This is a genomic window from Actinomyces vulturis, assembly GCF_001687305.1.
Taxonomy (GTDB): Bacteria; Actinomycetota; Actinomycetes; order Actinomycetales; family Actinomycetaceae; genus Actinomyces; species Actinomyces vulturis.
This window is the reverse complement of record NZ_KV700386.1, coordinates 254,201-279,075: the sequence shown is the minus strand read 5'-3', so window position 1 is coordinate 279,075 and position 24,875 is coordinate 254,201. Positions and strand designations below refer to the sequence as shown.

Annotated in this window: 20 protein-coding genes; 4 read left to right on the top strand and 16 right to left on the bottom strand. The window is 53.9% G+C overall.

Annotated features, from left to right (window positions below):
- Positions 1–18: 18 nt before the first annotated feature.
- The 5 genes from mltG to A9753_RS04460 form a co-directional block, all read right to left on the bottom strand.
- Positions 19–1,191, bottom strand: coding sequence for an endolytic transglycosylase MltG (gene mltG, locus A9753_RS04480; protein WP_067780922.1), 1,173 nt, complete (start codon positions 1,189–1,191; stop codon positions 19–21).
- Positions 1,188–1,664 carry a Holliday junction resolvase RuvX gene (gene ruvX / locus A9753_RS04475; protein WP_067780919.1) on the bottom strand — a complete coding sequence of 159 codons (477 nt, stop codon included), beginning with the start codon at positions 1,662–1,664 and terminating at the stop codon, positions 1,188–1,190. The genes mltG and ruvX overlap by 4 nt, the downstream gene beginning before the upstream one ends.
- A 3-nt stretch (positions 1,665–1,667) precedes the next feature.
- Entirely contained in the window at positions 1,668–4,382 is a 2,715-nt protein-coding gene (gene alaS, locus A9753_RS04470; protein ID WP_067780916.1) for an alanine--tRNA ligase, read from the bottom strand.
- Between the two features lie 186 nt (positions 4,383–4,568).
- Positions 4,569–5,192 (bottom strand): 30S ribosomal protein S4, encoded by a 624-nt coding sequence (gene rpsD / locus A9753_RS04465; RefSeq protein ID WP_067780913.1) that lies wholly within the window; start codon positions 5,190–5,192, stop codon positions 4,569–4,571.
- Positions 5,193–5,367: 175 nt separating this feature from the next.
- On the bottom strand, positions 5,368–6,759 hold the full coding sequence (locus A9753_RS04460; RefSeq protein ID WP_067780910.1) for a replication-associated recombination protein A: 1,392 nt from the start codon (positions 6,757–6,759) through the stop codon (positions 5,368–5,370).
- A 63-nt stretch (positions 6,760–6,822) separates the two neighbouring features.
- On the opposite strand from A9753_RS04460, the gene A9753_RS04455 reads away from it, so the two are divergent.
- Positions 6,823–9,642 carry an MMPL family transporter gene (locus A9753_RS04455; RefSeq protein WP_067780907.1) on the top strand — a complete coding sequence of 940 codons (2,820 nt, stop codon included), beginning with the start codon at positions 6,823–6,825 and terminating at the stop codon, positions 9,640–9,642.
- Here A9753_RS04455 and A9753_RS04450 read toward each other — a convergent pair.
- The 10 genes from A9753_RS04450 to gndA form a co-directional block, all read right to left on the bottom strand.
- The gene (locus tag A9753_RS04450) at positions 9,583–10,197 is read right to left on the bottom strand and encodes an L-threonylcarbamoyladenylate synthase (protein WP_067780903.1); all 615 of its coding nucleotides are present in this window, start codon (positions 10,195–10,197) and stop codon (positions 9,583–9,585) included. The two genes, A9753_RS04455 and A9753_RS04450, sit on opposite strands and share 60 nt — an antisense overlap.
- Before the next feature lie 65 nt (positions 10,198–10,262).
- Positions 10,263–10,529, bottom strand: coding sequence for a hypothetical protein (locus tag A9753_RS04445; protein WP_067780900.1), 267 nt, complete (start codon positions 10,527–10,529; stop codon positions 10,263–10,265).
- The gene (locus A9753_RS04440) at positions 10,526–11,791 is read right to left on the bottom strand and encodes an inorganic phosphate transporter (RefSeq protein ID WP_083090303.1); all 1,266 of its coding nucleotides are present in this window, start codon (positions 11,789–11,791) and stop codon (positions 10,526–10,528) included. The genes A9753_RS04445 and A9753_RS04440 overlap by 4 nt, the downstream gene beginning before the upstream one ends.
- Positions 11,792–12,049: 258 nt before the next feature.
- Entirely contained in the window at positions 12,050–12,946 is an 897-nt protein-coding gene (locus tag A9753_RS04435; RefSeq protein WP_067780897.1) for a Dyp-type peroxidase, read from the bottom strand.
- A gap of 93 nt (positions 12,947–13,039) precedes the next feature.
- Positions 13,040–13,555 carry a MerR family transcriptional regulator gene (locus A9753_RS04430; protein ID WP_067781154.1) on the bottom strand — a complete coding sequence of 172 codons (516 nt, stop codon included), beginning with the start codon at positions 13,553–13,555 and terminating at the stop codon, positions 13,040–13,042.
- Positions 13,556–14,007: 452 nt separating this feature from the next.
- Entirely contained in the window at positions 14,008–14,448 is a 441-nt protein-coding gene (locus A9753_RS04425) for a bifunctional nuclease family protein (protein WP_176702725.1), read from the bottom strand.
- A 99-nt stretch (positions 14,449–14,547) separates the two neighbouring features.
- Positions 14,548–15,312, bottom strand: coding sequence for a transcriptional regulator FtsR (ftsR, locus tag A9753_RS04420; protein WP_245637362.1), 765 nt, complete (start codon positions 15,310–15,312; stop codon positions 14,548–14,550).
- A 12-nt stretch (positions 15,313–15,324) separates the two neighbouring features.
- The gene (locus A9753_RS04415; protein WP_067780887.1) at positions 15,325–15,765 is read right to left on the bottom strand and encodes an FHA domain-containing protein; all 441 of its coding nucleotides are present in this window, start codon (positions 15,763–15,765) and stop codon (positions 15,325–15,327) included.
- A gap of 61 nt (positions 15,766–15,826) precedes the next feature.
- Complete coding sequence (pepN, locus tag A9753_RS04410; protein WP_083090302.1) at positions 15,827–18,562, bottom strand: aminopeptidase N; 2,736 nt, start codon at positions 18,560–18,562, stop codon at positions 15,827–15,829.
- Positions 18,563–18,796: 234 nt separating this feature from the next.
- A complete protein-coding gene (gene gndA, locus A9753_RS04405) occupies positions 18,797–20,281 on the bottom strand; it encodes an NADP-dependent phosphogluconate dehydrogenase (protein WP_067780883.1) in 1,485 nt (494 codons plus the stop codon).
- A gap of 462 nt (positions 20,282–20,743) precedes the next feature.
- On the opposite strand from gndA, the gene zwf reads away from it, so the two are divergent.
- From zwf to pgl, 3 genes are read left to right on the top strand one after another with little or no spacing between them, the layout of a single operon-like run.
- Entirely contained in the window at positions 20,744–22,201 is a 1,458-nt protein-coding gene (zwf, locus tag A9753_RS04400) for a glucose-6-phosphate dehydrogenase (protein ID WP_218056741.1), read from the top strand.
- A complete protein-coding gene (locus A9753_RS04395; RefSeq protein WP_067780877.1) occupies positions 22,198–23,172 on the top strand; it encodes a glucose-6-phosphate dehydrogenase assembly protein OpcA in 975 nt (324 codons plus the stop codon). Before zwf ends, A9753_RS04395 begins: the two co-directional genes overlap by 4 nt.
- Positions 23,173–23,174: 2 nt before the next feature.
- Complete coding sequence (gene pgl, locus A9753_RS04390) at positions 23,175–24,014, top strand: 6-phosphogluconolactonase (RefSeq protein WP_067780874.1); 840 nt, start codon at positions 23,175–23,177, stop codon at positions 24,012–24,014.
- A gap of 81 nt (positions 24,015–24,095) precedes the next feature.
- Here pgl and A9753_RS04385 read toward each other — a convergent pair whose 3' ends face one another.
- Positions 24,096–24,680, bottom strand: a complete 585-nt coding sequence (locus A9753_RS04385) for a flavin reductase family protein (protein WP_067780871.1) — start codon at positions 24,678–24,680, stop codon at positions 24,096–24,098.
- Positions 24,681–24,875: the final 195 nt, after the last annotated feature.

Sequence of the window (24,875 nt, the reverse complement as noted above, 5' to 3'; positions counted from 1 at the left end):
GTGTCCTAATGCGAAGAGTTAGTGAGAATTACCCGAGCACTGATCTTCATGCTCTTGACAGTAATCAGTCAGTTTCTTCGTGTTTTCTTTTTGCTCACTTAACGTATCAGCGAAAAGTGTTTCACCACTGCTTAAATCAACGGTAACGAAGTACAGCCAATTTCCATCTGCTGGGTGGATAGCTGCATCAATAGCCGCGCTCCCAGGGCTGCCGATGGGCGTGGGAGGCAATCCCTGATGCACGTAAGTGTTGTAAGGGTTGGATGCATCCTTAATCTCATCCTCGGTGGGGATACCACCGGTGCGGCCCAGGCCGTAGAGAACTGTGGAGTCCATTTGAAGTAGACCGCGGGTTTCACCGTCAGGATTATTCAGACGGTTATCAATGACACGCGCGACCTGAGGGAAATACTGGGGCAGGGAAACTTCACGTTCAATAATCGAGGCCTTGGTAAGAATTGCTTCCCACTGATCCTCAGGCACTCCAGCCTGTTGGAGACGTTGAACGGTTTTATCAACCATCGAAGCAACAACATCTTGAGCACTGAGGCCATTAGCAATGTCGTAGGTGGCAGGTGCGAGCCAGCCTTCAACATTCCCACCAGCTTGTGCGGGAAGTTTGATGGCTTCAGTATTGCCGAAGGCTTCGTCAATTTCTTCAGCGGTAAATCCACCGACGCTCATCAACCGTGCTTTAACCTGGTCTTTGGTGTAACCCTCAGGGATGGTCATGGTATGTCCATCGCGGCTGGAGGGGTCCAAAAGAGCGGCAACAGCATCTGCTGCCGGCATTTTGTGTTTGAGAGTATAGGTGCCAGCCTGGATTGAAGCAGAGTTCGCATTGGCGTTAAAAGCGTTGATGAATGCCTTTTGCGTGGCCACTACATCGTTATCAACAAGAATCTTTGCCATCACCTGGCCCGTGGCACCTTCGGGAATGGTTACGATAACTTCGCCGGTGCCGGGTTCAGTGTAATCGTCAATGACGCGAGTTTCTTTCATGGTATTTCGAACCACGTCAAAGGCTGCGTATCCCATTCCCCCCACAAGCCCGATCACAAGTAACAGGATAAATGTCGTGATAATACGACGTTTAGCGCGGCCTTGACGGCGGCGCCCTGAACGGCGGCCTGATTGATTTGAACGTGCCGGGGGCTCAATCCCGAGTTCATTAAATAAGTCGTCGCTCAACGTTTTCCTCCGTGTATGGGCAATTCATAGCCAGCAGGCTGACCAGTTGTCCGTTCGGTATCCAAAGCGTGGTTAAGAATGACCACTGCTGCAGCTTGGTCAACTACGCTTCGGAAATCCCGTTCTTTTTTGCCTGCTGCGTGAAGCGCTTGATGCGCAGTGACAGTAGACATGCGTTCATCGACAAGGCGAACTGGAACAGGCGCAATCAGTTCTGCGAGTTCGTTTGCCCACGACTGAACAAATCGTACAGAAGAAGATGCCTGCGAACCTGACATTTGAAGGGGCATACCAATAATGACTTCTATTGCTTGGTATTCCTCGACAAGGTCTGCTGCCTCATCAAGTTCTTCCCCGTATTTGTTGTGGCGCAGCGTCGTGACCGGTACGGCCAAGATCGCGTCCTGGTCGCACCGGGCCACGCCGATACGTACTTTGCCAACGTCAAATGCGAGGCGAACTCCCTTACGCAGGGCTCAGGCCTCCAACTCGTGACGCACTGCAGCAATAGCATCGCCAATGGCTGCAGGGTTTTGACCGCCGCCCTGAGCAAGGTCATCCTTGCCACCGCCGCCGCCGCCAAGGGTCTGAGCAGCAGTACGAACAAGCGCACCAGCCTTCATTCCGGCTTCACGTGCTGCGTCATTCGTCGCAATCACAACGACGGGGCGTTCACCGGAGACACCGGCCACCATGACGACACTGCCCTCACCCTGCCCCATGCGTTCACGCACGTCCATGACCAAGCTACGTAAAGCATCAGCTCCAGATACGTCACCGACATTGGCGTAGGCGAAGCGAACGTTTCCGACACGTTCGGCCTGAGCAACCATGTCTTCGGCGCGTCCCATCACGGCTGCGGTCTGAGCGGCAGCAAGCTTCTTCTCAGCGTCCTTCAGACGAGTCATAAGAGAGGCAATACGATCGGGCAATTCCTCTGCACGGCCACCCACCATGGAAGAAATCTGAGAGACCAAGGCGTGTTCGCGTGCTTGGAAGCCGTAGGCCGTATCAGCCACGAGGGCATCAACGCGGCGTACGCCAGAACCAATGGAACTTTCACCCAAAATGGTCACGCGTCCCAGTTCACCGGTGGAACTCATGTGGGTACCACCGCACAGTTCGCGAGACCAGTCACCGCCAATGGACACGACACGGACTTCAGCACCGTACTTCTCACCGAACAGAGCGGTCACGCCCTGTGCCTTGGCTTCTTCAAGGGCCATAATTTCGGTAGTGATGGGCAAGTTATCGGAAAGGCGTTCATTAACGCGTTCTTCGATGGCGTTCATCACCGAGGCGGGAACGGCGCTGCCGTGACGGAAGTCGAAGCGCAAGCGTGCGGGAGCGTTTTCACTACCTGCCTGAGTAGCGTCATGACCTAGGTTTTCGCGCAGTGCTTCGTGGACCATGTGGGTGGCTGTGTGGGCACGGGCGATGGCACGGCGTCGGATGGCATCGACGCGTGCTGCTGCGGGCTCATCAACGGTGATGGTGCCTTCAGTCAATTCACCACGGTGGAAACGGACGGCCTTGACCGGTGACTGGCAGTCATCAACACGCATGATGCCACCGGATGCAGTACGAATTTCACCCTGGTCAGCGAGCTGGCCACCCATTTCTGCGTAGAAGGGGGTGCGGTCCAGAACAACTTCCACGTGTGCAGGTGCGCTGGCAGAAGGAACAGGCTGTCCGTCCTGAAGGATAGCCACAACACGGGCGCGGTCCGTGGTGAGGGTTTCGTATCCAAGGAATTCCACGGGCTTGCCCATGGAGGATTCAATTTCGTGGAAGACACGTGCATCCACCATGCCGCTCTTCTTGGCGAGAGCGTCTGCACGGGCGCGGTCCTTCTGCTCCTGCATCAGGGTACGGAAGCCTTCTTCATCCACCTGGACACCCTGTTCGGCGGCCATTTCCAGAGTGATGTCAATGGGGAAGCCGTAGGTGTCGTGGAGAGTGAACGCGCGCTCACCGCTGACGATGGGTGTGGAAGATCCTGCCTCCTTCTTGGCCGCGTTAACCGCGGTATCGAAGATGGTAGTACCGGCGGCAAGGGTACGCAAGAAGGCATCTTCTTCGCCATAAGCCACATCGGAGATGGATTCCCACTTGTCTTCCAACTCGGGGTAGGAAGCCTTCATAGCATCCTTAGAAATGGGAAGCAGCGTAGGCAAAGTGGCTTCGTCAACACCCAGCAGGCGCATAGAACGAACAGCGCGCCGAATCAAACGACGAAGCACGTAACCGCGACCATCGTTTCCCGGACGTACGCCGTCACCGATAAGCATCAAAGCGCTACGGACATGGTCAGCAACCACGCGCATACGAATATCATCTTGGGCTGCGGGGGCAGACAGGCCCAGGCCTGCACCGGCGCCATAACGCTTGCCGGAAAGTTGCTCAGCAGCAGTGATAACGGGGCGAACCTCGTCGATCTCATACATGTTGGGCTTGTCCTGAAGGACAAAACTCAGGCGTTCAAGACCTGCGCCAGTATCAATGCACTTGGCATCAAGTTCACCCAGGAGGGGGTAATCCTTGCCGGTACCTTCACCGCGCAAGTACTGGTCGAACACGAGGTTCCACAATTCAAGATAGCGGTCACCGCCGGGGTCAACGTTGCCACCAACTGCTTCGGGACCGTATGCAGGACCGCGATCGTAATGCCATTCAGCGCAGGGGCCTGCGGGGCCAGGAGCGCCGGTATCCCAGAAGTTTTCTTCGCGGGGTAAACGCACAATGTGTGCGGGATCTAAACCGATTTCGCGGGTGAGTTGATCGTAGGAGACGTCATCTTGATCCCAAATGGTGACCCACATGCGATCACCATCAAGTCCGTATTTGCCTTCGTCCTGACTGCCGGTAAGCAGGTCCCAGGCGTAGTTGATAGCGCCTTCCTTGAAATAGTCACCGAAGGAGAAATTGCCGTTCATCTGGAAGAACGTGCCGTGGCGGGTGGTCTTACCTACGTTGTCAATGTCGTTAGTACGGATGCACTTTTGAACGCTGGCGACGCGAGGCCAAGGGGCAGGCTCAGTACCAATGATGTAGGGAATGAAAGGGACCATTCCGGCAATGGTGAAAAGAATGGAGGGATCAGGGGAAATAAGTGGCACAGAAGGGCGAATTTCGTGACCGTTAGATGCGAAGTAATCCAGCCAACGAGAGCGGATCTCAGATGTACGCATTGATGTTTCTCCATTACGTCTTGACCATGGCCAAGAATGACAGTCGGGTCGGCACGTTGGTAAGTGCCTGGTAGGGCAAAGTCAGGTTAAAGACTCTAAGGGTCACATTACCTGGAAAACGGGCAGTGCCCCGAACCGAGTAACGATTCGGGGCACCACCAAAATATGTGTTGCCAATCGGGGCGATCAGCGAGAGTAGTACTCAACCACCATCTGCACGTCACAGGTCACGGGGACCTCATCGCGCTTGGGACGGCGGACGAGAGTAGCGCTGAGCTTCTCAAGGTCAACCTTGAGGTAGTCAGGAACGGCAGGAAGAACGTCGCGGTTTACGCCTGCAGCAGCAGCCTGGAAAGGAACCATGACCTGACTCTTAGGACGAACCTGGATGGTCTGGCCGGGGCGAACGCGGTAGGAAGGACGGTCAACAACCTTGCCATCAACGAGGATGTGGCGGTGGACAACGTCCTGGCGTGCCTGAGCAATGGTACGGGCGATGCCGGAGCGGAGTACGAGTGCGTCAAGACGCATCTCGAGGAGCTCAACGAGAGACTCACCAGTCAGGCCCTTTTCGCGACGTGCTTCTTCGAAGACGCGCTGAAGCTGAGCCTCGCGGATGCCGTACTGGGCGCGCAGACGCTGCTTTTCCTTCAGACGAACGGCATAGTCAGATTCAGTGCGACGACGGCTACGTCCGTGCTCACCGGGGCCGTAGGGGCGCTTCTCGAAGTAGCGCACAGCCTTGGGGGTTAACGGAATACCGAGGGCGCGGGACAGGCGCACCTGACGGCGGGAGCGGGAAACAGACATGATTCCTCTTCCTGTGTGTGGTGATGGCGCAATGCCATCGTTGACATGGACACGTCACGAAGACAGGGATCTTCATTGCCACAAAAGTGACCGTGTGACGCGGGGCCAGACTCATTTTCGGCCAAGACCCCAGGAGCGGCTCGGAGGCGTAGTGCTTCCGAGCAACTGCATAAGACTAGCGTTGATGGATGATAGAACGCACGTTTGCCAGGCGCCTTGTGATCAGTTCCTCATGTCCGCGGGTGGTAGGTGTGTAGTATTCCCGACCTTTTAGGTCTTCTGGCATGTATTCCTGTGAGGCGATGCCGTGAGGGCAATCGTGGGCGTAGATGTAGCCTTTGCCGTGACCCAATGCTTCGGCTCCTACATAATGAGCGTCTCGAAGATGCACTGGAACTGCTCCCCCACGGCCGGCTTTGACATCACCGATAGCTTCGTTGATGGCCTTGTATGCAGCATTAGATTTTGGCGCTGTGGCCACAGCGATCACAGCTTGGGACAAGATGATGCGGGCTTCAGGCATGCCGATCATGCCCACTGCCTGCATGGCTGAGGTCGCTACTCCCAGTGCGGTGGGATCGGCCATGCCCACATCCTCACTGGCCGCGATAACGATACGACGTGCAATAAATCGAGGGTCCTCCCCCGCAACGAGCATGCGTGCTAGGTAATGGAGGGCGGCATCCACATCCGAGCCGCGCATCGATTTAATCAGCGCGCTGGCTACGTCATAATGCTGGTCCCCTGCCCGGTCATAGGCGACTGCCGCAATGTCAGCTGCCTGTTCGACGTCGTGCAGGCTGACTGTCGGACGGGTGACAGTCTCGTTATCTTCACCTGAGGCAGACTGAGAAAAAATGGGAACTGTTCCACGGGCGCCTTCCGCGCATGCTTCAACAATGGTCAGTGCTTTGCGTGCGTCACTACCGGCGATACGCAGAATATGGTCAATCGCATCCTCGGTAAAGGCAACAGAAGCGTCGAGCCCCCGTTCATCACTAATCGCACGATTAATAAGAGCCCGAATGTCTTCGGCGTCAAGAGGCTGCAATGTTAAAAGCAGTGAACGCGACAAAAGTGGTGACACCACGCAAAAGGATGGATTTTCCGTAGTGGCGGCAACGAGAGTAACCCAGCGGTTTTCCACACTGGGAAGAAGTGAATCTTGTTGGGTACGGGAGAAACGATGAACCTCATCAATAAAGAGAACTGTTTCTTCGCCTGTAGCCATGAGAGTTCGCCGAGCACTATCCACAACAGCACGGACATCTTTGACACCCGCGGTTAATGCAGAAAGTTCAACAAATCGTCGTCCGCCGGCACGTGCCACGAGGTAGGCCAACGTGGTTTTTCCTGTTCCGGGCGGGCCCCACAGAATGATGGATGAGGGAGCACCTGCTTGCGGGGTGGGATCGATAAGTCGTTGGAGGGGTGAGCCAGGATGAAGAAGATGCTGCTGGCCAACCACCTCATCGATGGTACGAGGCCGCATACGAACAGCAAGAGGAGCGTGCTTATCGACGTTCACTCCGCTTTCGTCCGTTCGGACGGCCTCAAATAAATCCATAGCGTCCAGCCTATCGCGTACTTCCCATAGCGTGCGTTCAGAGAAAAATGGGAGACTAAGGTTATGGTCTCTTGGCTTTCTCGACGGATTGTGCACGATGCGTGGTACGTCACGCTTGTGTGGGCAGCATTGGCGATGCTGTTTTTGATCTCCTCGCTCACCGGATGGGGCGGCCCGAACGTCTTTGAGCGTCTTCATACCGGTTTAGTGGGCGTTCCTGGCTCGCAGAGCGCTGAGGGCCATCAAATTCTTGACACGTTGACCGATGATTCGATTGACGTCACCCTTCTTGTCACCGGTGTCCCCTTAGAGTCAAGCAGCCAACAGCAGGCCGTGGCCAGCGCTATGGAAACAACCCATAAGGACCTCATGTCCATGGTGGGTGAAGCCAATGTCCTCGATCCTTTCGTAGTTCCCGGTATGTTGGAAGATCCTGCAGGCCAATTATTAGCAGCCAAAGATCGTCAAGGCTTCCTTCTGATTGTCACCGTCGATCCGCCCAAGGATGCCTCACTTAACCCAGAACAAATTGAGCGAGCCCAAGAACGTCTTCGCGAGCAGGTCGAGCAGCGTCTGTCTGAAGTTCCTCAGGCATTGCACAGCGTGGCCCCGCATGCTCAGGGCGTGGTTTCGGATCAAAAACTAATTACACAATCCATTACCGATCAGGTTGAAGCCGACATGATCACAGGCGAGTTAATTGCCTTGCCGCTGGCCTTAATCATCATGGTCTTCGTTTTCGGCGGCTTTATTCTTGCCGGGATGCCACTAATTGGAGCCTTGGTATCCATTGCCTGCGCATTAGGCATCACCTACTTGCTCACCCTGTTCACAACCGTTGAATCCTTCGCGGTTAACATCATTACGGTCATCGGCCTTGGCCTATCTATCGATTACGCCCTACTCATGACATCCCGTTACCGCGAAGAACGCCTTGCTCTTCTTGCGGCTGGCGAACAGGATTCTGACGGCTTTTCAGGGCGAAGGCGCCGTAGACGCCGCACGGGCCGCCGCTCCCCCGTTGTTCAGCATGCTGTTACCAACACACTAAACACTGCCGGACGAACCATTATCTTCTCTGCGTTAACCGTTGCCGTGTGCTTGTTGGGGCTTGCACTCATGCGTCCCACATTACTGCGTTCCATTGGCATTGCGGGGGTCATGGTGGTGCTGCTCGCCGTTGCCGCAGCCTTAACTCTGGTGCCCTCATTACTTGTCTTGCTCGGTGATCGCATTGATCATCCAACAGTTTTCTCGCGTATTCCCAAGTTACATGCCATTCAACAACGGCTAAGTGACGTGTCCTCACGCGATGGTGTTTTTGCAAGTTTAGCTCGCCGTATCCATCGTTCCCCCTGGCCAGTCCTTGCCGGATGCTTAGTTTTCCTCATCGTGTGCTGTCTGCCTGTCGGTAATCTGCATATGCTCTCATCCACCGCTCAGTTAGTGCCCCCGCATTCGGAGCAGGCCAAGTACCTTCAACTGCTTGCCCGCGATTACCCCGCTGCAACCGCGCATGACACCACATTAATCATTGCTGGCACCGGCGAGGACGTGGATCATTTCATCACCCATACCGTGGCTAGCTTGCCTGAAGTCTCTGATGTTCTTCACACTGCAAAAGCCGGCAACTACACGGTGGTCTCCCTCGACGTTCGTGGGGGTAATGGTTCTCGCGAAGCAGAAGAGGCCGTTCGTGCTATTCGTCATCTACCAGCTCCTGCTCAGGTGTGGGTCACCGGCCAGGCTGCCAACCAGGTGGACTTTGCCCATAGTTTGGCAACTGGCCTTCCGTGGGTTGGCTTACTCGTCATTGCCGCTACCTTCGCCTTACTCTTCCTCATGACCGGTAGTGTTCTAGTACCAATCAAAGCGTTGATCATCAATGCTTTGTCATTAACAGCATCATTGGGCATTACTACCTGGATTTTCCAGGGAGGCCACGGCTCATCTCTTCTCGATTTCACTCCCATCGGTGGCGTGGAATCAACAGTGGTCGTGGTAGCGCTTGCCTTCGGCTTTGGCCTATCAATGGACTACGAAGTTTTCTTACTGTCGCGTATCAAGGAATACCGCGATGCTGGAGATGATAACGACGCTGCGGTGGAACATGGTCTTCAGCGTTCCGGGCGCATCATTACCTCTGCTGCCGTCATGATGGTGATCGTCTTCGGTGGATTTGTTGCTGGAGATCTTCTGGTGGTCAAGGAAATCGGCCTTGCCTTGGCGATTATGGTGTTCATGGATGCCACTTTGGTGCGCATGCTTCTGGTTCCGGCAACAATGACAATTCTGGGTGAATGGAACTGGTGGGCTCCAGAAAAGATGAACCGTTTCTACCAACAGTATGCGCTCTCTGATGGTGGTCACCTTAATGACCCAGAGTTAACGGATAGGCGTACTCAAGTTGTCCTCACACGTACGGCTAGGAGTGATACTGATAATCAGGGCGGGCAGGTAAGTGCCCTAACGCCGTCCCCCGTACCATCTGTGCTTGCCGAGGCAGGAACTAATGCTGCTGGCTCACTGGTGACGTCAATGGTTCATCATAATGGTGTCCAAAAGGCAGACATGAGTGTTGCCAGTTTCGCGTCACCGCATGAGACCGTCTCAATGAGCGATCCGATAACAACTTCCCACACATTTTCTCAGCATTCGGCTTCGTCAGTTGAACATGATAACGACAATCTGGCGATAGTGCATGACAAGCCCATCACATTAGATAGGCCCTTACGCACGTCCGGTGCTCAAGGCGTGGAGCAATTCAGCCACAGAATAAAGCAGGTGAAAGATAAACTACGGCCTGTTTGGAAGAAGGCTCGTTCAAAGAGCAGAAGTGTCACCACTTCCTTGACGGATTATTTCCGGAACATCGGTCGTTAAATCGATGACGGTGGTGGGGCCATCCGTACCTGCAGGTCCCTCCACCACAATGTCAATAAGGTGACCAAGTTCATCATTGACTTCCCACCCCTGAGTTTCAACTTCCATGCCTGGGCGAATGAGTGACGAAGAAACGAGCGGCTCGCCCATCTCGGTTACCAAAGCACGAGCGATCGCATGGTCAGGGATACGTACACCCACCGTATGCTTTTTGGGATTGAGGGTCATTCGAGGAATGTCCTTCGTTCCCTTAAGAATAAAGGTGTAGGGTCCTGGAGTTAGGCGTTTAATTAAGCGAAATGCCGTATTACCGACAATAGTCAGCGGACCGATTTGTGAAAAAGAATCACAAACAAGAGTGAAGTCATGCTTGTCACCCACCTGGCGGATCGCACGCATTCGATCCAACCCTTCTTTGTTTCCTGGTGCGCAGGCTAACGCATAACCAGAGTCTGTGGGATACGCAATCAATGCGCCCTTACGCAGCGCATCACCAATTTTCGTCACAAGACGACTTTGTGGATTTTCTGAGTGAAGTTCTACGTAACGTGCCATGGATCTATTGTCCCCCATGCAAGGCTGCTATGAGTGAATACAACAAGACCCGTGTTGAACAGTGCTTAATGATGAAAATAAGGAATCATCAACCATAAGCCGCCAAGAACGGCAGCAAGAACAATACCTAAAAGCAGGTATGCACCAAGGCGAATGGCTGTGACAGATGCGCTGGTCGAGATAACTCGTCGATTACTTTCATCTTCCGGGTGAGTGAGAATATGTGCTGCATCAAGCAGACGTGCACCGAGACTAGTGAGAAGCACAATGAGGCTTGCACCAGCGACGGTTACACCGCTAACTAGCAGTAATGAGTACCAGTCGATAGTCATACGGTGGCCTCCTGAGTCTTGCGCTTTGCATTATCTGCGGTACTAGCGTGATGAGGGTCGAGTGGATAGTCACTGTCTCCGGGAAATTCAAGATGTCCATCTTCAACAGAGACTAAGGGAACGTTGGGTTCCTCAAGCGGCGCAGTGATAACCACCTCATGAGAATCATTGACATTAGCCGCCGTAACAGCGTTGCGGTTAGCCTGATGAACGATGAAGAGGCTGGCAACAATAAGAAGAACGATGACGGTTATCAGACCAGGCACGCCTCCCTCAACGGCAACGTAACTCGTCAATGCGCCGACGACACCTGCGCACGGTAAGGTAATTAACCAGGCCACTCCCATTTTTCCAAGAGTTCCCCAGCGCACCTGTGTACCTCGCCCCAAGCCGCTACCGAGAACAGAGCCGGAGCAGATATGGGTGGTGGATAGAGCAAACCCAAGGTGACTGGAAGCCAAAATGGCTACGGTTGAGGCAGTTTCTGCAGCGAAACCTTGGGGTGAGTCGATGTGAACCAGCCCCTTACCCATAGTGCGCATAATACGCCAGCCACCAGAATAAGTTCCCAAGCCAATTGCCAGGCCTGCGGCGCCAATGACCCACCAGTGGGGTGAGGTATTGGGTTCTTGATATCCCGCGGCGACGAGAACGAGGGTGATCACTCCCATCGTTTTCTGGCCGTCGGACGTACCATGAGCCAAAGCAACCATGGATGCGGAAATACGTTGTCCGTGCTTGAACAGGCTCATGGAGTAGGGATCCGTAGGTGTTGAAACCTTATAAGCAAGCCAGGTCGCTAGTGCGGCGGCTACGCCAGCCACCACGGGAGCGATCACAGCCGGCAGCAAGATCTTCGAGGCAACAACAGACCAATGCACACCTTCAGAGCCTGCCGCCACAATCACAGCGCCGATGAGGCCACCGAAGAGTGCATGAGAAGATGAAGATGGTAAGCCAAAGAGCCAGGTGACAAGGTTCCACAGAATCGCTCCGGCAAGTCCCGCAAAAACCATGACCGGTGCGGTTTTGATCAGAGAATCATCGAACATGCCGTGCGAAATTGTTTTTGCAACCTCCGTAGAAAGCATGGCGCCAACGACGTTCAAAATGGCTGCCACAGTAACAGCACGCTTCGGGGAAAACGCGCCTGTCGCGACGGAGGTTGCCATGGCATTAGAAGAGTCATGAAAACCATTGGTGAAGTCGAAGATGATGGCAGTGATCACGACGACGATCACGACGAACAGTGTGGTGGTCAAGAAGGTGGCCTCACGTGTCGTGTGATGGTTTCGCAGATGTCTATCGGCGAACTATCACGGTAATGAGTTATCAACTAAGGCATGATTCTCTGCTGTACAAGCAAGAAAAATCCAGTTGTTGAGTGAATGGTTATCTAACGGTTACTTTCACATTGAGAAACGACTGCAAAAGCACGGATTTCTCAGCATGAAGAAGCGACATGATTAAACACAACATGCCGGTGCCCTATTAAAAAACGATAGGACACCGTTCAGTGACTATTCGTCATCCTCAGTGTCTGCCGCTTCGAGAGCCTGCTGAAGTCGCTCTGCCGGGGGCAAGTAGTAGTAACTTCCGGTTTCGGGATGAGAGAAAAAGGTCAGTGCGTCACGAATACCGTGAGTAATGCCTGCCATGCTCTCAAGCATGGTGTGCATGATAGAACGTTCGGCTGCCACACCCACGAACATCGTCCCATGGTTGGCTGCATCGCCGTAAGCCGTGTTACGGCGGAGCATGTCACCGAAATCTTCTTGGTCAGTGCGTGCAACGTGAGAGTTTTCTGGGAGATTTTCGAGTTCTTTGTCAGTGTCCTTGGTTCGCCCAATGACTGCTTCTTGACGCTCCACATCAAGGCTTTCCCATTTGTCTGCTTCATGCTTCCAGCGCTGAAGAAGGAGAACAGACCCACCAGTTGCTGCCGCAATTATTGCTGGGGCTTCCAAGGGGCTGGGGTTTTCCGTTCCATCAACAAAACCGGTCAGATCACGGTTATGTTGGTATACCCAGCCGTCAGTTGATTCGGCAAGTGTGAACACTGCTGCAAGTTCACGAATCATTTTCCTGGACAAATCGAAAACAGAATCACGCTGGGCTCCGTGAATCCACAGTGCAATGTCATGCTGAGTGGCGGGCATGACGAAGCCCTTCTCACCCAAGAGATCATCATTAAAGCCTTCAAGACCAGGGATTGCTTCTTCACCGATTTCTGCCCACAATTCTGGACGAACACCCACAGCAATGACGGCACCAGTTTTGGTACTGACGCTAGTGGCAACCAAGGTTAAAAGATGGTCAATAGCAGCTGTTTTATCTTCGGAGATCAGATCAAATTCCAGGTAGGTATGCTGACTAGTCCCGAAGTCAAGAATGGCAGGCTGGGGTGAGTAACTCATGACCCCCATGCTAGTGGGAAGCCATCAAATACACACATGACAAAGGGCCTGATCGAGGTGATGAAACCCCTAAAAGTCAATGATCTGCATAAATTAGCCAGCTTGGCGCTTTGCTGCGCGGCGGGCGGCGAGTTCATCAACGACTGCGGGAGCATCAGCGTGTTCAACAGGCAAAGTGGACAAGGACCCTTCAACCTCGCGCCACACGCGACCTACGGCAATACCGAAGACCCCCTGGCCGCCTTGCACCAAGTCAATAACTTCATCTGCGCTGGTGCATTCGTAAACGCTAGCACCATCACTCATTAACGTCATTGAGGCAAGATCGTCTACACCTCGAGAATGAAGATGAGAAACCGCCTGACGAATTTGTTGAAGGGACACGCCCGTATCAAGCAAGCGTTTCACAATCTTGAGAACAAGAATGTCGCGAAAAGAGTACAGACGCTGAGATCCAGAGCCGTGTGCACCACGAATCGAAGGTTCGACTAAACCGGTCCGAGCCCAGTAATCAAGTTGACGATAGGTAATATCAGCAGCACGACAAGCAACCGGGCCGCGATAACCAGTATCAGCATCCAGTTCAGGGAGCGGGTCGCCAAACAGCATGCCTTGATGACGCTGTAACGATGCGGCAATCGACTTTGCATCATTGACGCTCATGGCAACTCCTGGGGGGTGAGGGAACTTCAATACTAGGCCTAGCAGGCGTCATATCGCTTTACTACAAATAACGCTAAGGGAGGGGCCAAGCATCGTCAACGAGTGCCACGCACGAAAACGGTCACAGACAGGTCTCAATCTCACGTTGAGGTTTAACCTTTATCGTCCAACCTTGCTTTTTTATTCAGATTCCAAGGAAAAGAGACCATTTACAGAATATATCGAAAGACATGAGAAACACCTCACAAATAACTTTTACCACATCTACACCGATAGTCACAGAATTAACTTTTAACTCTTTTTGGTAACGTTCCATGTGGTAAAAGGAATTTTCGCCATGGATAACGAACGTCTAACTCGAACGCTCCACAGTCACCCAAACCAAACACTACAAAACTTTACTGCGGCCGAAAATCATCTGCTGATGCACTATCGAGGGCCCAGCGCAGACGTTCAACAGCCTGATCCGCTGTTTGCTCATCACAATTAAGATCCACCCCGCGAATACCCAACGCAGCAGCACTGCTACGAATGGGCAGTTGTTGGCCTAGCGCAATGAGAAGCCCCTCCCCGCAGCCACAAGGTAGACGCTTATGAGAGTCATTAAGGATAAGCGAACACTGCAGAGCACCGTCATCGTCAGCATCGAATTCAATGTGTCGAACAGTTCCGCCCAGCGCAACGGTGAGGGATGAAATGAGACTGACCCATCCGGGCGGCGGCGCACCATGAGCAAGTGCTTCAAGAAGCGCAGCTTCGCGAGGAGCAACAGGAACAGGCAGAGTAAGGGAGCCGCCCTGTTGAACCAGGACAGCAACCAAATCCATTTCAGGAGCCATGGAGCGGATCCCTACCAGTTGCATGAAGTGCACATCACAAGAGTACGGGTATCCAGAGGATTTAGCAGGGTAAGTGAATAAATTGATCAACCGGTCGGTCTAATCCAGGGCTAAATCCACTGCGTGACGCAGCAAGAAGTCATACATCGCAACGATATGCGAGGAAATCTCCTGCGCACGCTCACGTGCCAATTCAGGATTGCGCGAAGCAAGAAGGGACACAGAATTGGTCACCACGTCCGCATGACGGCCTGCAGCCATCGCCAACGGCCGAAGATTCCTTAGGGGTACACCCAGTCCATCGAGAGCAGCCACACTCCGAACAAGTTCAACTGCATCAGGTTCAAGGCGGCCACGAGTCCGAACACTAAGAATTCCTTGATCAATGCACTGGCGAACAAATTCGACACTGCTGCCACTTAGAGAAGCTACTTCGTCAATAGTAAGCAGACGGTGACGAGGAATAGACACTTCGCCGTCACTGGCTACGACACGCGCAATCCTGGGTTGAGGAACAACCTCAACCCCAGCGTCCAAATCAGCCAGGCGCTCACGAATAACACTAAGAGGAAGATACTCATCGCGTTGCGCGGCAAGAGTGAAACGCAAGCGCTCGACATCCGCACGCGAGTATCGACGGTAACCATTGCCCATACGAGTAGGAGTAATCAGACCTTCAGATTCGAGGTATCGAACCTTAGAGATCGACAGCGCCGGAAATTCTTCCGCCAGGATGTCAACAACCTGGCCAATTTTCATATGAGGGTCACGACTAATCCCTCGGGGCCAGAACTCATTAGGGGCTTGTGAGTCGACGTTCTGCTGATTTTCGGGCGCACTAACCCGTGAGGCATTGCTTAGCATGAGGCAGACGCCTTACTGTGCACGAACAGCGGCAGGACCGGGATGGTAAGTCATCCGATACTTACCAATCTGCACCTCATCTCCTTGATGAAGAGCAACTTGCTCAACCCTGCTTCGATTCACGTACGTTCCGTTAAGAGACCCCGAATCCCGCACACCGTATCCGCCTTCGGGCAAAGCGATAAACATGGCATGTTTACGGGAAACAGTGACGTCATCAAGAAAAATGTCAGCGTGCGGGTGGCGCCCCACAGTAGTCTCAGGAGAATCTAAGAGGAAGCGTGCCCCCGTATTGGGACCGTGATTAACAATCAACAGGGCAGTGCCAGGAGGCAAGGCTGCGATTGATGCCGAGTCCTGAGGGGACAAGCCCTGAGAAGCATGATCAGGCTCCACCGTCACATCAATAGCACCGAATACTGCGGTGGATGTGGGATCAACTGGTGTCGTCATAAGTTGCCTCTCACGTATGGGGGTAGCAATCAGTGACCTGTTGCTCGAACATAGACATACTCTACATGCCTGAGAGCAACACGTTACTAGAGAATGCCCACGGTGAATGGACCTTTCTCGCACGAACCGCCCGCTCCAAATCCTCAAGGCCCTTCAAGACAAGGGTCCTCAAGGCTGGCTCAACTTCACGATGATCATCAAGCCATTGGCGAACTATCACGGCTTGTTCTTCACCACCAGCAGCCGGAAAAAGGCCCACAACAATGCGGGTGGCGATTTCCTGGCTACGTGAATCCCAGATGGTAATCAAGGAATCCACATATCGCTGAGTTAACCCAAGAGTAAGTTTGCGGTGAGCTGGGCAGGAGTACGCAGCAACGAGGGCTGCGACGTGATCGTTACTCAAAGAATCATCATTCATCAAGCGTGAGAAGATGGCTTCCTTCATTTCAACGCTAGGCTCGCTATATTCGGCCTGGAGCCGGCGCGTCACACCACTCGCACTCGGATCATCTTCAATGATAGCTTCCAGATCATCATCGCACTCCGCACCAAGTTGATGCAGGGCGATAACCGCACGCCAACGCATATCGTGATCCAGGCTGAGCCCTTCTACTCCCCCGGCTAGCAGGGTACGGCAACGCATCACAGTCGCTGCATGAACCTGCGGTCCTGCCATCGGTGCATAGGGCGCGGCAAGAAGCCAATGGCGTGCCCACAGCAAGCGAGCATCTGAATCCTGCGAGGAAGTCAGCATACGTCCCCACACGCCGCGCGCTTGGATTCGTTGACCATCGCGCCCTGTATAAGAACCGTCCTGCCCCACGAGTCGAGAAATTAACAGCGCTCGCGTGGCAGAAGAAGCGTAAAATGCCATGGCTTCACGCATCTGCATAGCAAGCGTGTCCAAAGTCGCGGAGTTCATATCAGGACGAGCCTGCTCAAGAGCAGCAACCACATAAGTAGCAGCATCAAGTTGGCCGTCACGAACCATAGTGAACAATTGGGACCAAACCACGGCCGCGGTCATCGGATCGTCAACGCTGGCCATATGTTCGCTGATCCACTGAATCATCGTGGGTTCTTGACGAACCACTGCGTAAGTCAAGTCCTCATCGTTCACCACAAGCAGATCAGGGGCAGGCAGACCTACCGCTTCAAGCACCTCACAGGTAGCCGAGTCAAAACGAACATCGAGACAATATTCGCGGCGTGTGCCACCCTTGCCCGCATAATATAGGCCGATTTTCAGCGCATGAGGACGCACCACAGACTCACCAGTCGCCGGATCAAGGCCCTGCTGCGTCAACGTAAGACTGGTGATGGTATTGCTAGCCGGATCAACCTTCAAAGAAGAGGTAATGATAGAGGGGCCAGAGGTTTGCAACCATGCAGCTGCCCAAGCAGTCATATCCTGGCCAGATGCTTCAGAGAGCACTTCAAGAAATTCACTCAGTGAGCCAGTGCCAAAGGCACGGGTGGCGAACCAAGTCCGTGATGCCCGAGTAAATACCTCGGGACCGACATATGCCACCAACTGTTTGAGAACAGAGGCTCCCTTAGCATAGGTGATGCCGTCAAAAGCTTGGCGCGCTGCCTGAAGATCTTCAACTTCAGCCACGATGGGATGCGTAGTGGCAGGACGTGAATCTTCTTGGTAGGCCCATGCTTTACGGCGGGAAGCGAAAGTGACCCATGCATCGCTAAAACGAGTGGCGACTGCTGCGGCGTCGGTTCCCTGGTGGTCAGCAAAGGATTCTTTCAGCCACGTGTCTTCCCACCAGGTAGGTGAGACTAGATCACCGAACCACATGTGGCTCATTTCATGAAGGATCGTATTGGCGCGCGCTTCGCGCTGTGCTTCGGTGGCTGCGGAAGTGAAGAGGTAAAGGTCTTCGTTGAAAGTAACACAGCCAGGATTCTCCATGGCGCCGATGTTGTATTCGGGAACGAAAACCGAATCGTAAGTACCCCAAGGGTAAGGGTACTGGTAGAGGGCATCGAAATAGTCCATACCCTGAACGGTGATAGTGAATAACTCATCAGCATCAAGGTGTTCGGCCACGCTAGCGCGACAATTCCATGACATGGGAACGGTGCGCTGGCCATCAGGACTTGTCCAGGTTCTCTCCACACGGTGCCACGGCCCGATAGCCATTGCAGTGAGATAGGTAGACAAAGGCGGTGTGCTGGCAAAAGTATGACAGCAGCGTGAGAAGGTCTGAGTTTTACCTGGAATACTCGAAGAGGCTAGCAATGCACCATTGGCAATCACCCGGTAGTTCTCAGGGGCAAGAACCGTCGTCGTAACAGTGTTCTTCAGATCCGGCTGATCAAAACATGGCCACACTCGTCGAGCATCGGAGGGTTCACAATGGGTGTAGAGATAGGTGTGACCGTCCACAGGATCGTGAAAACGGTGAAGCCCCTGTCCCGAGTTGGAATAGAGCCCTTGCGCACGCACACTGATGGTGTGTTCGCCAGGTTCCATAGGCGGCAGTTCAATTCGTGCGCCAGTCCACTTCACGGGAATGGTCTTAGAGTCAATAGAGACGTGATCGACACTGTGGCCCATAAAGTCCACCCAGAGTGGAGGCTGCGGGCTGACGTTTGTAATGGTGACGTGGAGGTCACTGTTCACAGAGAAAGTGTTCTCATGACGGAGCGGAGCGTTGCTTACGTCTAGGAAGATGGCGGCGCTTTGTGTGCGCAGCGCAGAACGACGATCAACTGCTTCAGTGCGGTAGATCGTGCTTTGAGAAGGGGTTGGGGAGGGGGTAGAGCCTGGAAAAGTCACCTTGTTAGTTTAGCGATCTCACTGGTTTTTAGCCATGAACATCGTTGCATTTCAGCGTCCTTTCAGGTTCTCATCCTTCTCTCCTGACCACTGCACTGAGTCAAATAACATCATTATCAATCTGATGGGGCCACATGCTGTATTCAGCATGTGGCCCCATCAATTAATTGCTGCCTCAAAGGCTATTTACCGCGCCAGTGAGATAAATCGTGGATCACGAAGCATGGAAAAATTTCAGTCCCACTTCTCTTCTTCGCGTTCTTCGGTGGCCCACAAGGTGTGGTACGTTCCGTCCACATCGTCAACCCGATGGTATGTGTGGGATCCGAAGAAATCACGCTGTCCCTGAATGAGGGCAGCAGGCAAACGGTCACTACGCAACTGGTCGAGGTAAGCTAGCGAAGATGAGAATGCCGGTGCAGGCACACCGGTCAAGGCTGCGGTAGCCACCACAGTACGCCATGCGGGTAAGCAACGTTCAAGTGCTTGAGCAAAAGTGGGAGCAACCAGGAGGCTTGCCAGGTGCGGGTCCTCTTCATAGGCAGCAGTAATGTCGCCAAGGAAGCGTGCACGGATGATACAGCCACCGCGCCAGATGCGGGCCATGTCAGCCAACGTGACATTCCAGCCATAGAGTTCACTGGCTGCAGCAATTTCATCAAAGCCTTGTGCATAGGCAGCGATCTTAGAGGCATAGAGAGCGTCTTTGACCTGAGCAACAAACTCGTCACGATCTGCACCAGCATCAAAACCAGACGCCTGTTCGCCGCCATCAAGCGCAGCGTCACGGACGGCGGAACGTACGAGGGGACTAGAGGATGCGGCGCGAGCGAAGGTAGCTTCACCAATAGCAGGCACAGCCACGCCTAATTCGAGCGCAGTCTGAGTCGTCCATGCACCAGTTCCCTTCTGGCTGGCGGCGTCCACAATAATGTCAACAAAAGGTTTGCCAGTCTTGGCGTCAGTATGGGAGAGAACCTCGGTGGTGATGTCGATGAGGTAGGAGTCGAGTTCGCTGTCCTTCCACGACTCAAAAACCTCAGCGATTTCTTCGACACTTAGACCACCGACACGGCGAAGAAGATCGTACGCTTCAGCGATGAGTTGCATATCTGCGTATTCGATGCCGTTATGAACCATCTTGACGAAGTGGCCGGCACCATCAGGACCGACGTGAGTGCAGCAAGGTTCACCGTCCACATGTGCGGAAATAGACTCAAGCATGGGGCCAAGACGCTTATAAGACTCAACAGTACCGCCAGGCATGATAGAGGGACCGCGCAGTGCCCCCTCTTCACCACCCGAGACGCCCATACCTACGAAATGCAGACCGCGCTTACGCAGTGCCTCTTCACGGCGGCGGGTGTCCTTATAGAGAGTGTTACCGGCATCGACGATAATGTCACCCTCTTCCATATGCTCAGCAAGTTGGTCGATCACAACTTCAGTGGCGTTGCCTGCCTGGACCATAATGACGGCAACACGAGGGGTCTTCAGGGAAGCCACAAAGTCTTCCACGTTAGAGGCGGGAACAAAGTCACCTTCTTCGGAGTAGCGTTCCATGAGACGCTCAGTGCGCTCAATCGAACGGTTTGCTACAGCAACAGTATGACCGTGATGAGCGAAGTTACGGGCGAGGTTGGCTCCCATCACACCCAAGCCGTAAACGCCGAGGTCAGCGCTGGCAGGGGCGGGGGCGAATTGCGCGGTGGAGGTCATAAAACCTTTGTCTCCTCTAACATGTGGTGCCCCAAGATCAGGGCGTGAGAACACTTCCATCCTAAGGGGAATGGACTATGGACAGGAACCAACTTATGGCCCACTTTCTTCCCGACGTGGGATATCACACGCTCTCCTGGTTGCCTCCTCTGCGCTGATCACTACGTTTTTCCAACGCCACAGGGAGTTTTTGGCGAAAATCCGTACCTTTTTGCCCTATAGCCACAAAAGAAGCGATCCCTTCGTGAACAATGCGTCAGCCTCATTCTTCGACCCCAGACGATTGTGGGAATAAGCGCCGTAAACTACAGGTTGTAAGGAACGCCGTGTTTTACGGGCTTCACCATTTTTCGGCATCGAGCATGTGAAAGGAGGGCGCACGTGCCCTTCGAATCTGCGCCAACTAATCCGCTACTTGACCCCCACGATTTACGTCTCCCCAGAGTGGCTGACCCGTGCGCCATGGTCATGTTCGGTATTACCGGCGACCTAGCCAAACGCAAACTCCTGCCTGCTATCTACGACTTGGCAAACCGTGGCCTGCTGTCACCAAGTTTCTCCCTTGTCGGTGTAGGCCGCCGTAACTGGAGCCATGAAGACATGGTCGAGTACGTCAAGGAATGCGTGCAAAATGCTGCCCGTACCCCATGGCGCGAGCCCATGTGGGAACAGCTTGCCGCCGGCATGCGCTTCGTCACATTCGAAAACTTCGAGGACGATGAAGCCTATGAACGCCTTGCCAAGGTTCTCAATGATCTCGATGAAACTCGTGGAACCCACGGTAATCGTGCCTTCTACCTCTCCATCCCACCGAACTGGTTCCCCGCTGTCACCGAGCGCGTGGCACGCTGTGGCCTCATTGACGAAAGCCCCGGCAGTTGGCGCCGAGTCATCATCGAAAAGCCCTTCGGTCACGATCAAGAATCTGCCCGCGAACTTGATCGCTTGGTAGCCCGTATCGTACGCCCTGATGATGTGTTCCGTGTTGACCACTATCTAGGCAAAGAAACCGTCCAAAACATCCTTGCCCTACGTTTTGCCAACACCATTTTCGAACCCCTTTGGAACTCCTCTTACGTCGACCATGTGCAAATCACCATGGCTGAAGACATTGGTATTGGCACCCGCGCTGGCTACTACGATTCCATCGGTACCGCTCGCGATGTGATCCAAAACCACCTACTACAACTGCTCGCTCTCACCGCAATGGAAGAGCCCACCAGCCTTGATGCCGCCGCAGTGCGAAGCGAAAAAGAGAAAGTTCTCGACTGTGTACGCCTAGGCAAAGACCTCAGCCTCACCACCGCCCGTGGACGCTACGGTTCAGGATTCCAAGGAGGAGTCAAGGTCCGTAGCTATCTTGAAGAGGACGGCGTTCCTGGTGAATCGACCACGGAAACCTTCGCTGCACTGCGACTCACCGTTGAAAATCGCCGTTGGGCTGGCGTTCCTTTCTATCTGCGTGCTGGCAAACGCCTGGCTCGCCGTGTGACAGAAATTGCTGTGGTCTTCAAGCAGCCTCCATTCCTTCCCTTCTCGTCTGCAGCCACCGCAGGCATGGGTAACAACACCATCGTCATCCGCGTGCAACCTGATGAAGGTATCACCTTACGTTTTGGCTCCAAGGTCCCTGGAACTCACATGGAACTTCGCGACGTGTCCATGGATTTTGGTTACGGCGCATCCTTCAACGAAGAGTCTCCTGAAGCTTACGAGCGACTCATTCTCGATGCTTTGCTAGGCGATGCTCCTCTTTTCCCCCACCAACGTGAAGTGGACCTGTCCTGGCGCATCCTGGATCCAGTTATCGAACACTGGAGTCAACAGGGCGCCCCCCAGACTTACCGCCCCGGTTCCTGGGGTCCTCAGTCCGCTATTGATCTGCTTGCTCGTGACAACCGCGTTTGGAGGCGCTCATGATTACCGAACTGCACGCCACCACCACTGAAGATATTGAAGAAGCCCTCCTTCAGGAGGAAGCCGCGCGCGGTTCTTCTCGTGTGCTCACGCTGATCATCGATACCACAAGTGAACATGCTGAAGCCGCTCTAGAAGCAGCACACGGTGCCAGCCGCGACCATCCCTGCCGTATCGTCTGTGTGATTACTGACGAGGCGGGTCGCCACAGCGATGAGGCTCCGACAGATTCCTCTGATTGCACCGATAACTGCGGCTATCTCGATGCGCAGATTCGTGTGGGGCATGATGCCGGCGCTGGAGAAACCATTGTCTTAATGCCTCATGGCCAAGCAGCTACTCACACGGACACACTTGTGGTTCCCTTCCTCCTTCCCGACGTTCCTGTGGTGGTGTGGTGGCCGGCTAATTGTCCCAAGAAACCTTCAGCCTCTCCATTGGGTTCACTGGCCCGCGTGCGTATCACCAATACTCCCGCTCTGGAAAATCCTGCTAAGGCTCTTCTGGACTTGGCTCCACAACACGCTCCCGGTGATATTGACCTTGCCTGGACACGTATTACCCTGTGGCGTGCCATTGTTGCCAGTAGTCTCGATAATGCCGCTCGCGCTCGCACCATCGAACACGTTGAGGTTGCCGGTCGCTCCGATAATGCCTCCGTGCTTCTCATGGCAGCATGGCTACGACGTTACCTGGGCGTTCCAGTGACCCATGTGGAAGATAACGACGCAGTAGGCATCGGACATATTTCGGCTCGCATCGGTGAAGCAAACATTGTGATCCGCCGTCATGACGCTGACCGCGTTACTGTGGAGCGTCCCGGCAGCAACGAACCACAGATCGTCACCATGGAACGTCGTGAGCCGGTGACCACAATGAACGAAGAACTCCGACGCTTGGGCCCTGACCTGGTGTACCAAGAAGTTCTCGCATCTGTTCTCAATGAGCCATTGAACTCAACGGACGGTGAGTAAAGATGCCAGCCTGGAATGAATCAGCCCTGTGGACTACGGCCGTCATTTCAAATGTTGAGGCACGCCCGATGCCTCGCGTGGTTGTTCGTGAGGATTTAAACGCTGCTGCTCGCTCTGCCGCCTCCGATACAGCGACATTGCTGGCTGATTACCTAACACGTCGCGACGAAGTTCACCTGGTTCTTACCGGTGGACGCGGCGGAGCAGCCGTATGCAGTGTGCTCCCAGCATCATTAGAGGTTGCTGGAGTTCGGATTAAAGATTTTGCTCGTATTCATCTGTGGTTCGGTGACGAGCGCTTTGTTCCTGCTGGCCATAAGGATCGCAATGATAATCTGGCTGATGCATTGCTGCGCTCAGGTGTTCCGGAGGCGAACTGCCACCGCGTATTAGGTCCGGACAGTGTGTCTACGGTTGAAGAAGCAGCCTCACGTTACGATGAGGAGTTCGCAACCTCTGGTCCGCGTGATGGACTATGCGATGTACTCCATGTGGGTCTGGGGCCTGATGGGCATATTGCCAGCCTCTTCCCCTCACATCCCGACGCATGCGTCATTCAAGGCTCGGTTATTCCAGTTCACCATTCGCCCAAGCCTCCAGCTGAACGCGTGTCATTGACCTTCCCTGTCATTCAGTCAGCCCGCCACGTCATGGTGCTGGCTGGCGGCCACGATAAGGCGTATGCCGTAGGCCAATGCCTAACTCATGTAGATCCTGCAACCTGGCCTGGTTCCTGTGCTCGTGGTCTGCGTTCCACAAGTTGGTATGTTGACGAAACTGCCAGCATCGAGATTCCTCATGCCATTCGCTCAACTTCTGTGTCTTCTCACCGTTGGGCTTAATTTACTGACATCAGCCCATCACACAAACCGCCCCGAGCGCCTATCGCTCGGGGCGGTTTGTAATGAGAAAGTGCATACTTCTTACTGCAGCGGGGCCACACTGCTCCAGCCAGTTCCACCAAGTTTGGCTAACGGGTTAAGAGCTTCAGCATCGACAAGGCCATCTGCACCGAGAATGTCAGGACGAATATGCATGCGTACCACGGTTCCGAACGTCATAATGGATTCACCAATAGGGTGAGTCGAGTGGGTGACGCATTCAAGACTAATAGGGGCTTCCTGAACACGAGGAGCGCTGACTTCATCACTCTGAATCAAGGTAACTCCTGCCAGTTCACTTTCATCGACTTGCGCCGGCACGTCTTGGCTGGTGACCATCAATGCCTGGCGCAGCGGAGCGTCAGCAATATTGATAACAAAACTCCCCGTTTCATTGGCATTACGCCATGAGTCTTTGGGAGCACGTGAGGTGAAGTGAACAATCGGCGGTTGACCGGAGACAGCACCGAACCATCCATAGGGTGCGAGATTATTAACGCCATCAGCAGAGCAAGTTGAGACCCAGGCCACCGGGCGTGGGACGATAATGCTCATAAGAATGCGGTAAACCTCATCAGGCTGATGGGCAGAGACGTCTAGGGTCGTATGTAGGGCCGTATCTGTCATAGGTTTATAGTCCCATATTTCTTGTGGATTCTCGTTTGCTCCTTCGTCACATCCCGTGCCACTCTGGTCACGACTACCTGCTTCGTTTCCCTAGTCACAAAATAGGTGAGGCATATAAGACCAGGTAACCGGACGGCGTCGTGACCGCAACAATATGTCAGCGAAGTTACGACGTATCACATGAACTCATGAAAG

Coding starts and splice junctions, on each gene's coding strand:
- alaS (WP_067780916.1), bottom strand. CDS start 4,382: ATGCGTACATCTGAGATCCGCTCTCGTTGGCTGGATTACTTCGCATCT.
- rpsD (WP_067780913.1), bottom strand. CDS start 5,192: ATGTCTGTTTCCCGCTCCCGCCGTCAGGTGCGCCTGTCCCGCGCCCTC.
- A9753_RS04460 (WP_067780910.1), bottom strand. CDS start 6,759: ATGGATTTATTTGAGGCCGTCCGAACGGACGAAAGCGGAGTGAACGTC.
- A9753_RS04455 (WP_067780907.1), top strand. CDS start 6,823: ATGGTCTCTTGGCTTTCTCGACGGATTGTGCACGATGCGTGGTACGTC.
- A9753_RS04450 (WP_067780903.1), bottom strand. CDS start 10,197: ATGGCACGTTACGTAGAACTTCACTCAGAAAATCCACAAAGTCGTCTT.
- A9753_RS04445 (WP_067780900.1), bottom strand. CDS start 10,529: ATGACTATCGACTGGTACTCATTACTGCTAGTTAGCGGTGTAACCGTC.
- A9753_RS04435 (WP_067780897.1), bottom strand. CDS start 12,946: ATGAGTTACTCACCCCAGCCTGCCATTCTTGACTTCGGGACTAGTCAG.
- A9753_RS04430 (WP_067781154.1), bottom strand. CDS start 13,555: ATGCTGTTTGGCGACCCGCTCCCTGAACTGGATGCTGATACTGGTTAT.
- A9753_RS04425 (WP_176702725.1), bottom strand. CDS start 14,448: ATGGCTCCTGAAATGGATTTGGTTGCTGTCCTGGTTCAACAGGGCGGC.
- ftsR (WP_245637362.1), bottom strand. CDS start 15,312: ATGCTAAGCAATGCCTCACGGGTTAGTGCGCCCGAAAATCAGCAGAAC.
- A9753_RS04415 (WP_067780887.1), bottom strand. CDS start 15,765: ATGACGACACCAGTTGATCCCACATCCACCGCAGTATTCGGTGCTATT.
- gndA (WP_067780883.1), bottom strand. CDS start 20,281: ATGACCTCCACCGCGCAATTCGCCCCCGCCCCTGCCAGCGCTGACCTC.
- zwf (WP_218056741.1), top strand. CDS start 20,744: ATGGTCATGTTCGGTATTACCGGCGACCTAGCCAAACGCAAACTCCTG.
- A9753_RS04395 (WP_067780877.1), top strand. CDS start 22,198: ATGATTACCGAACTGCACGCCACCACCACTGAAGATATTGAAGAAGCC.
- pgl (WP_067780874.1), top strand. CDS start 23,175: ATGCCAGCCTGGAATGAATCAGCCCTGTGGACTACGGCCGTCATTTCA.
- A9753_RS04385 (WP_067780871.1), bottom strand. CDS start 24,680: ATGACAGATACGGCCCTACATACGACCCTAGACGTCTCTGCCCATCAG.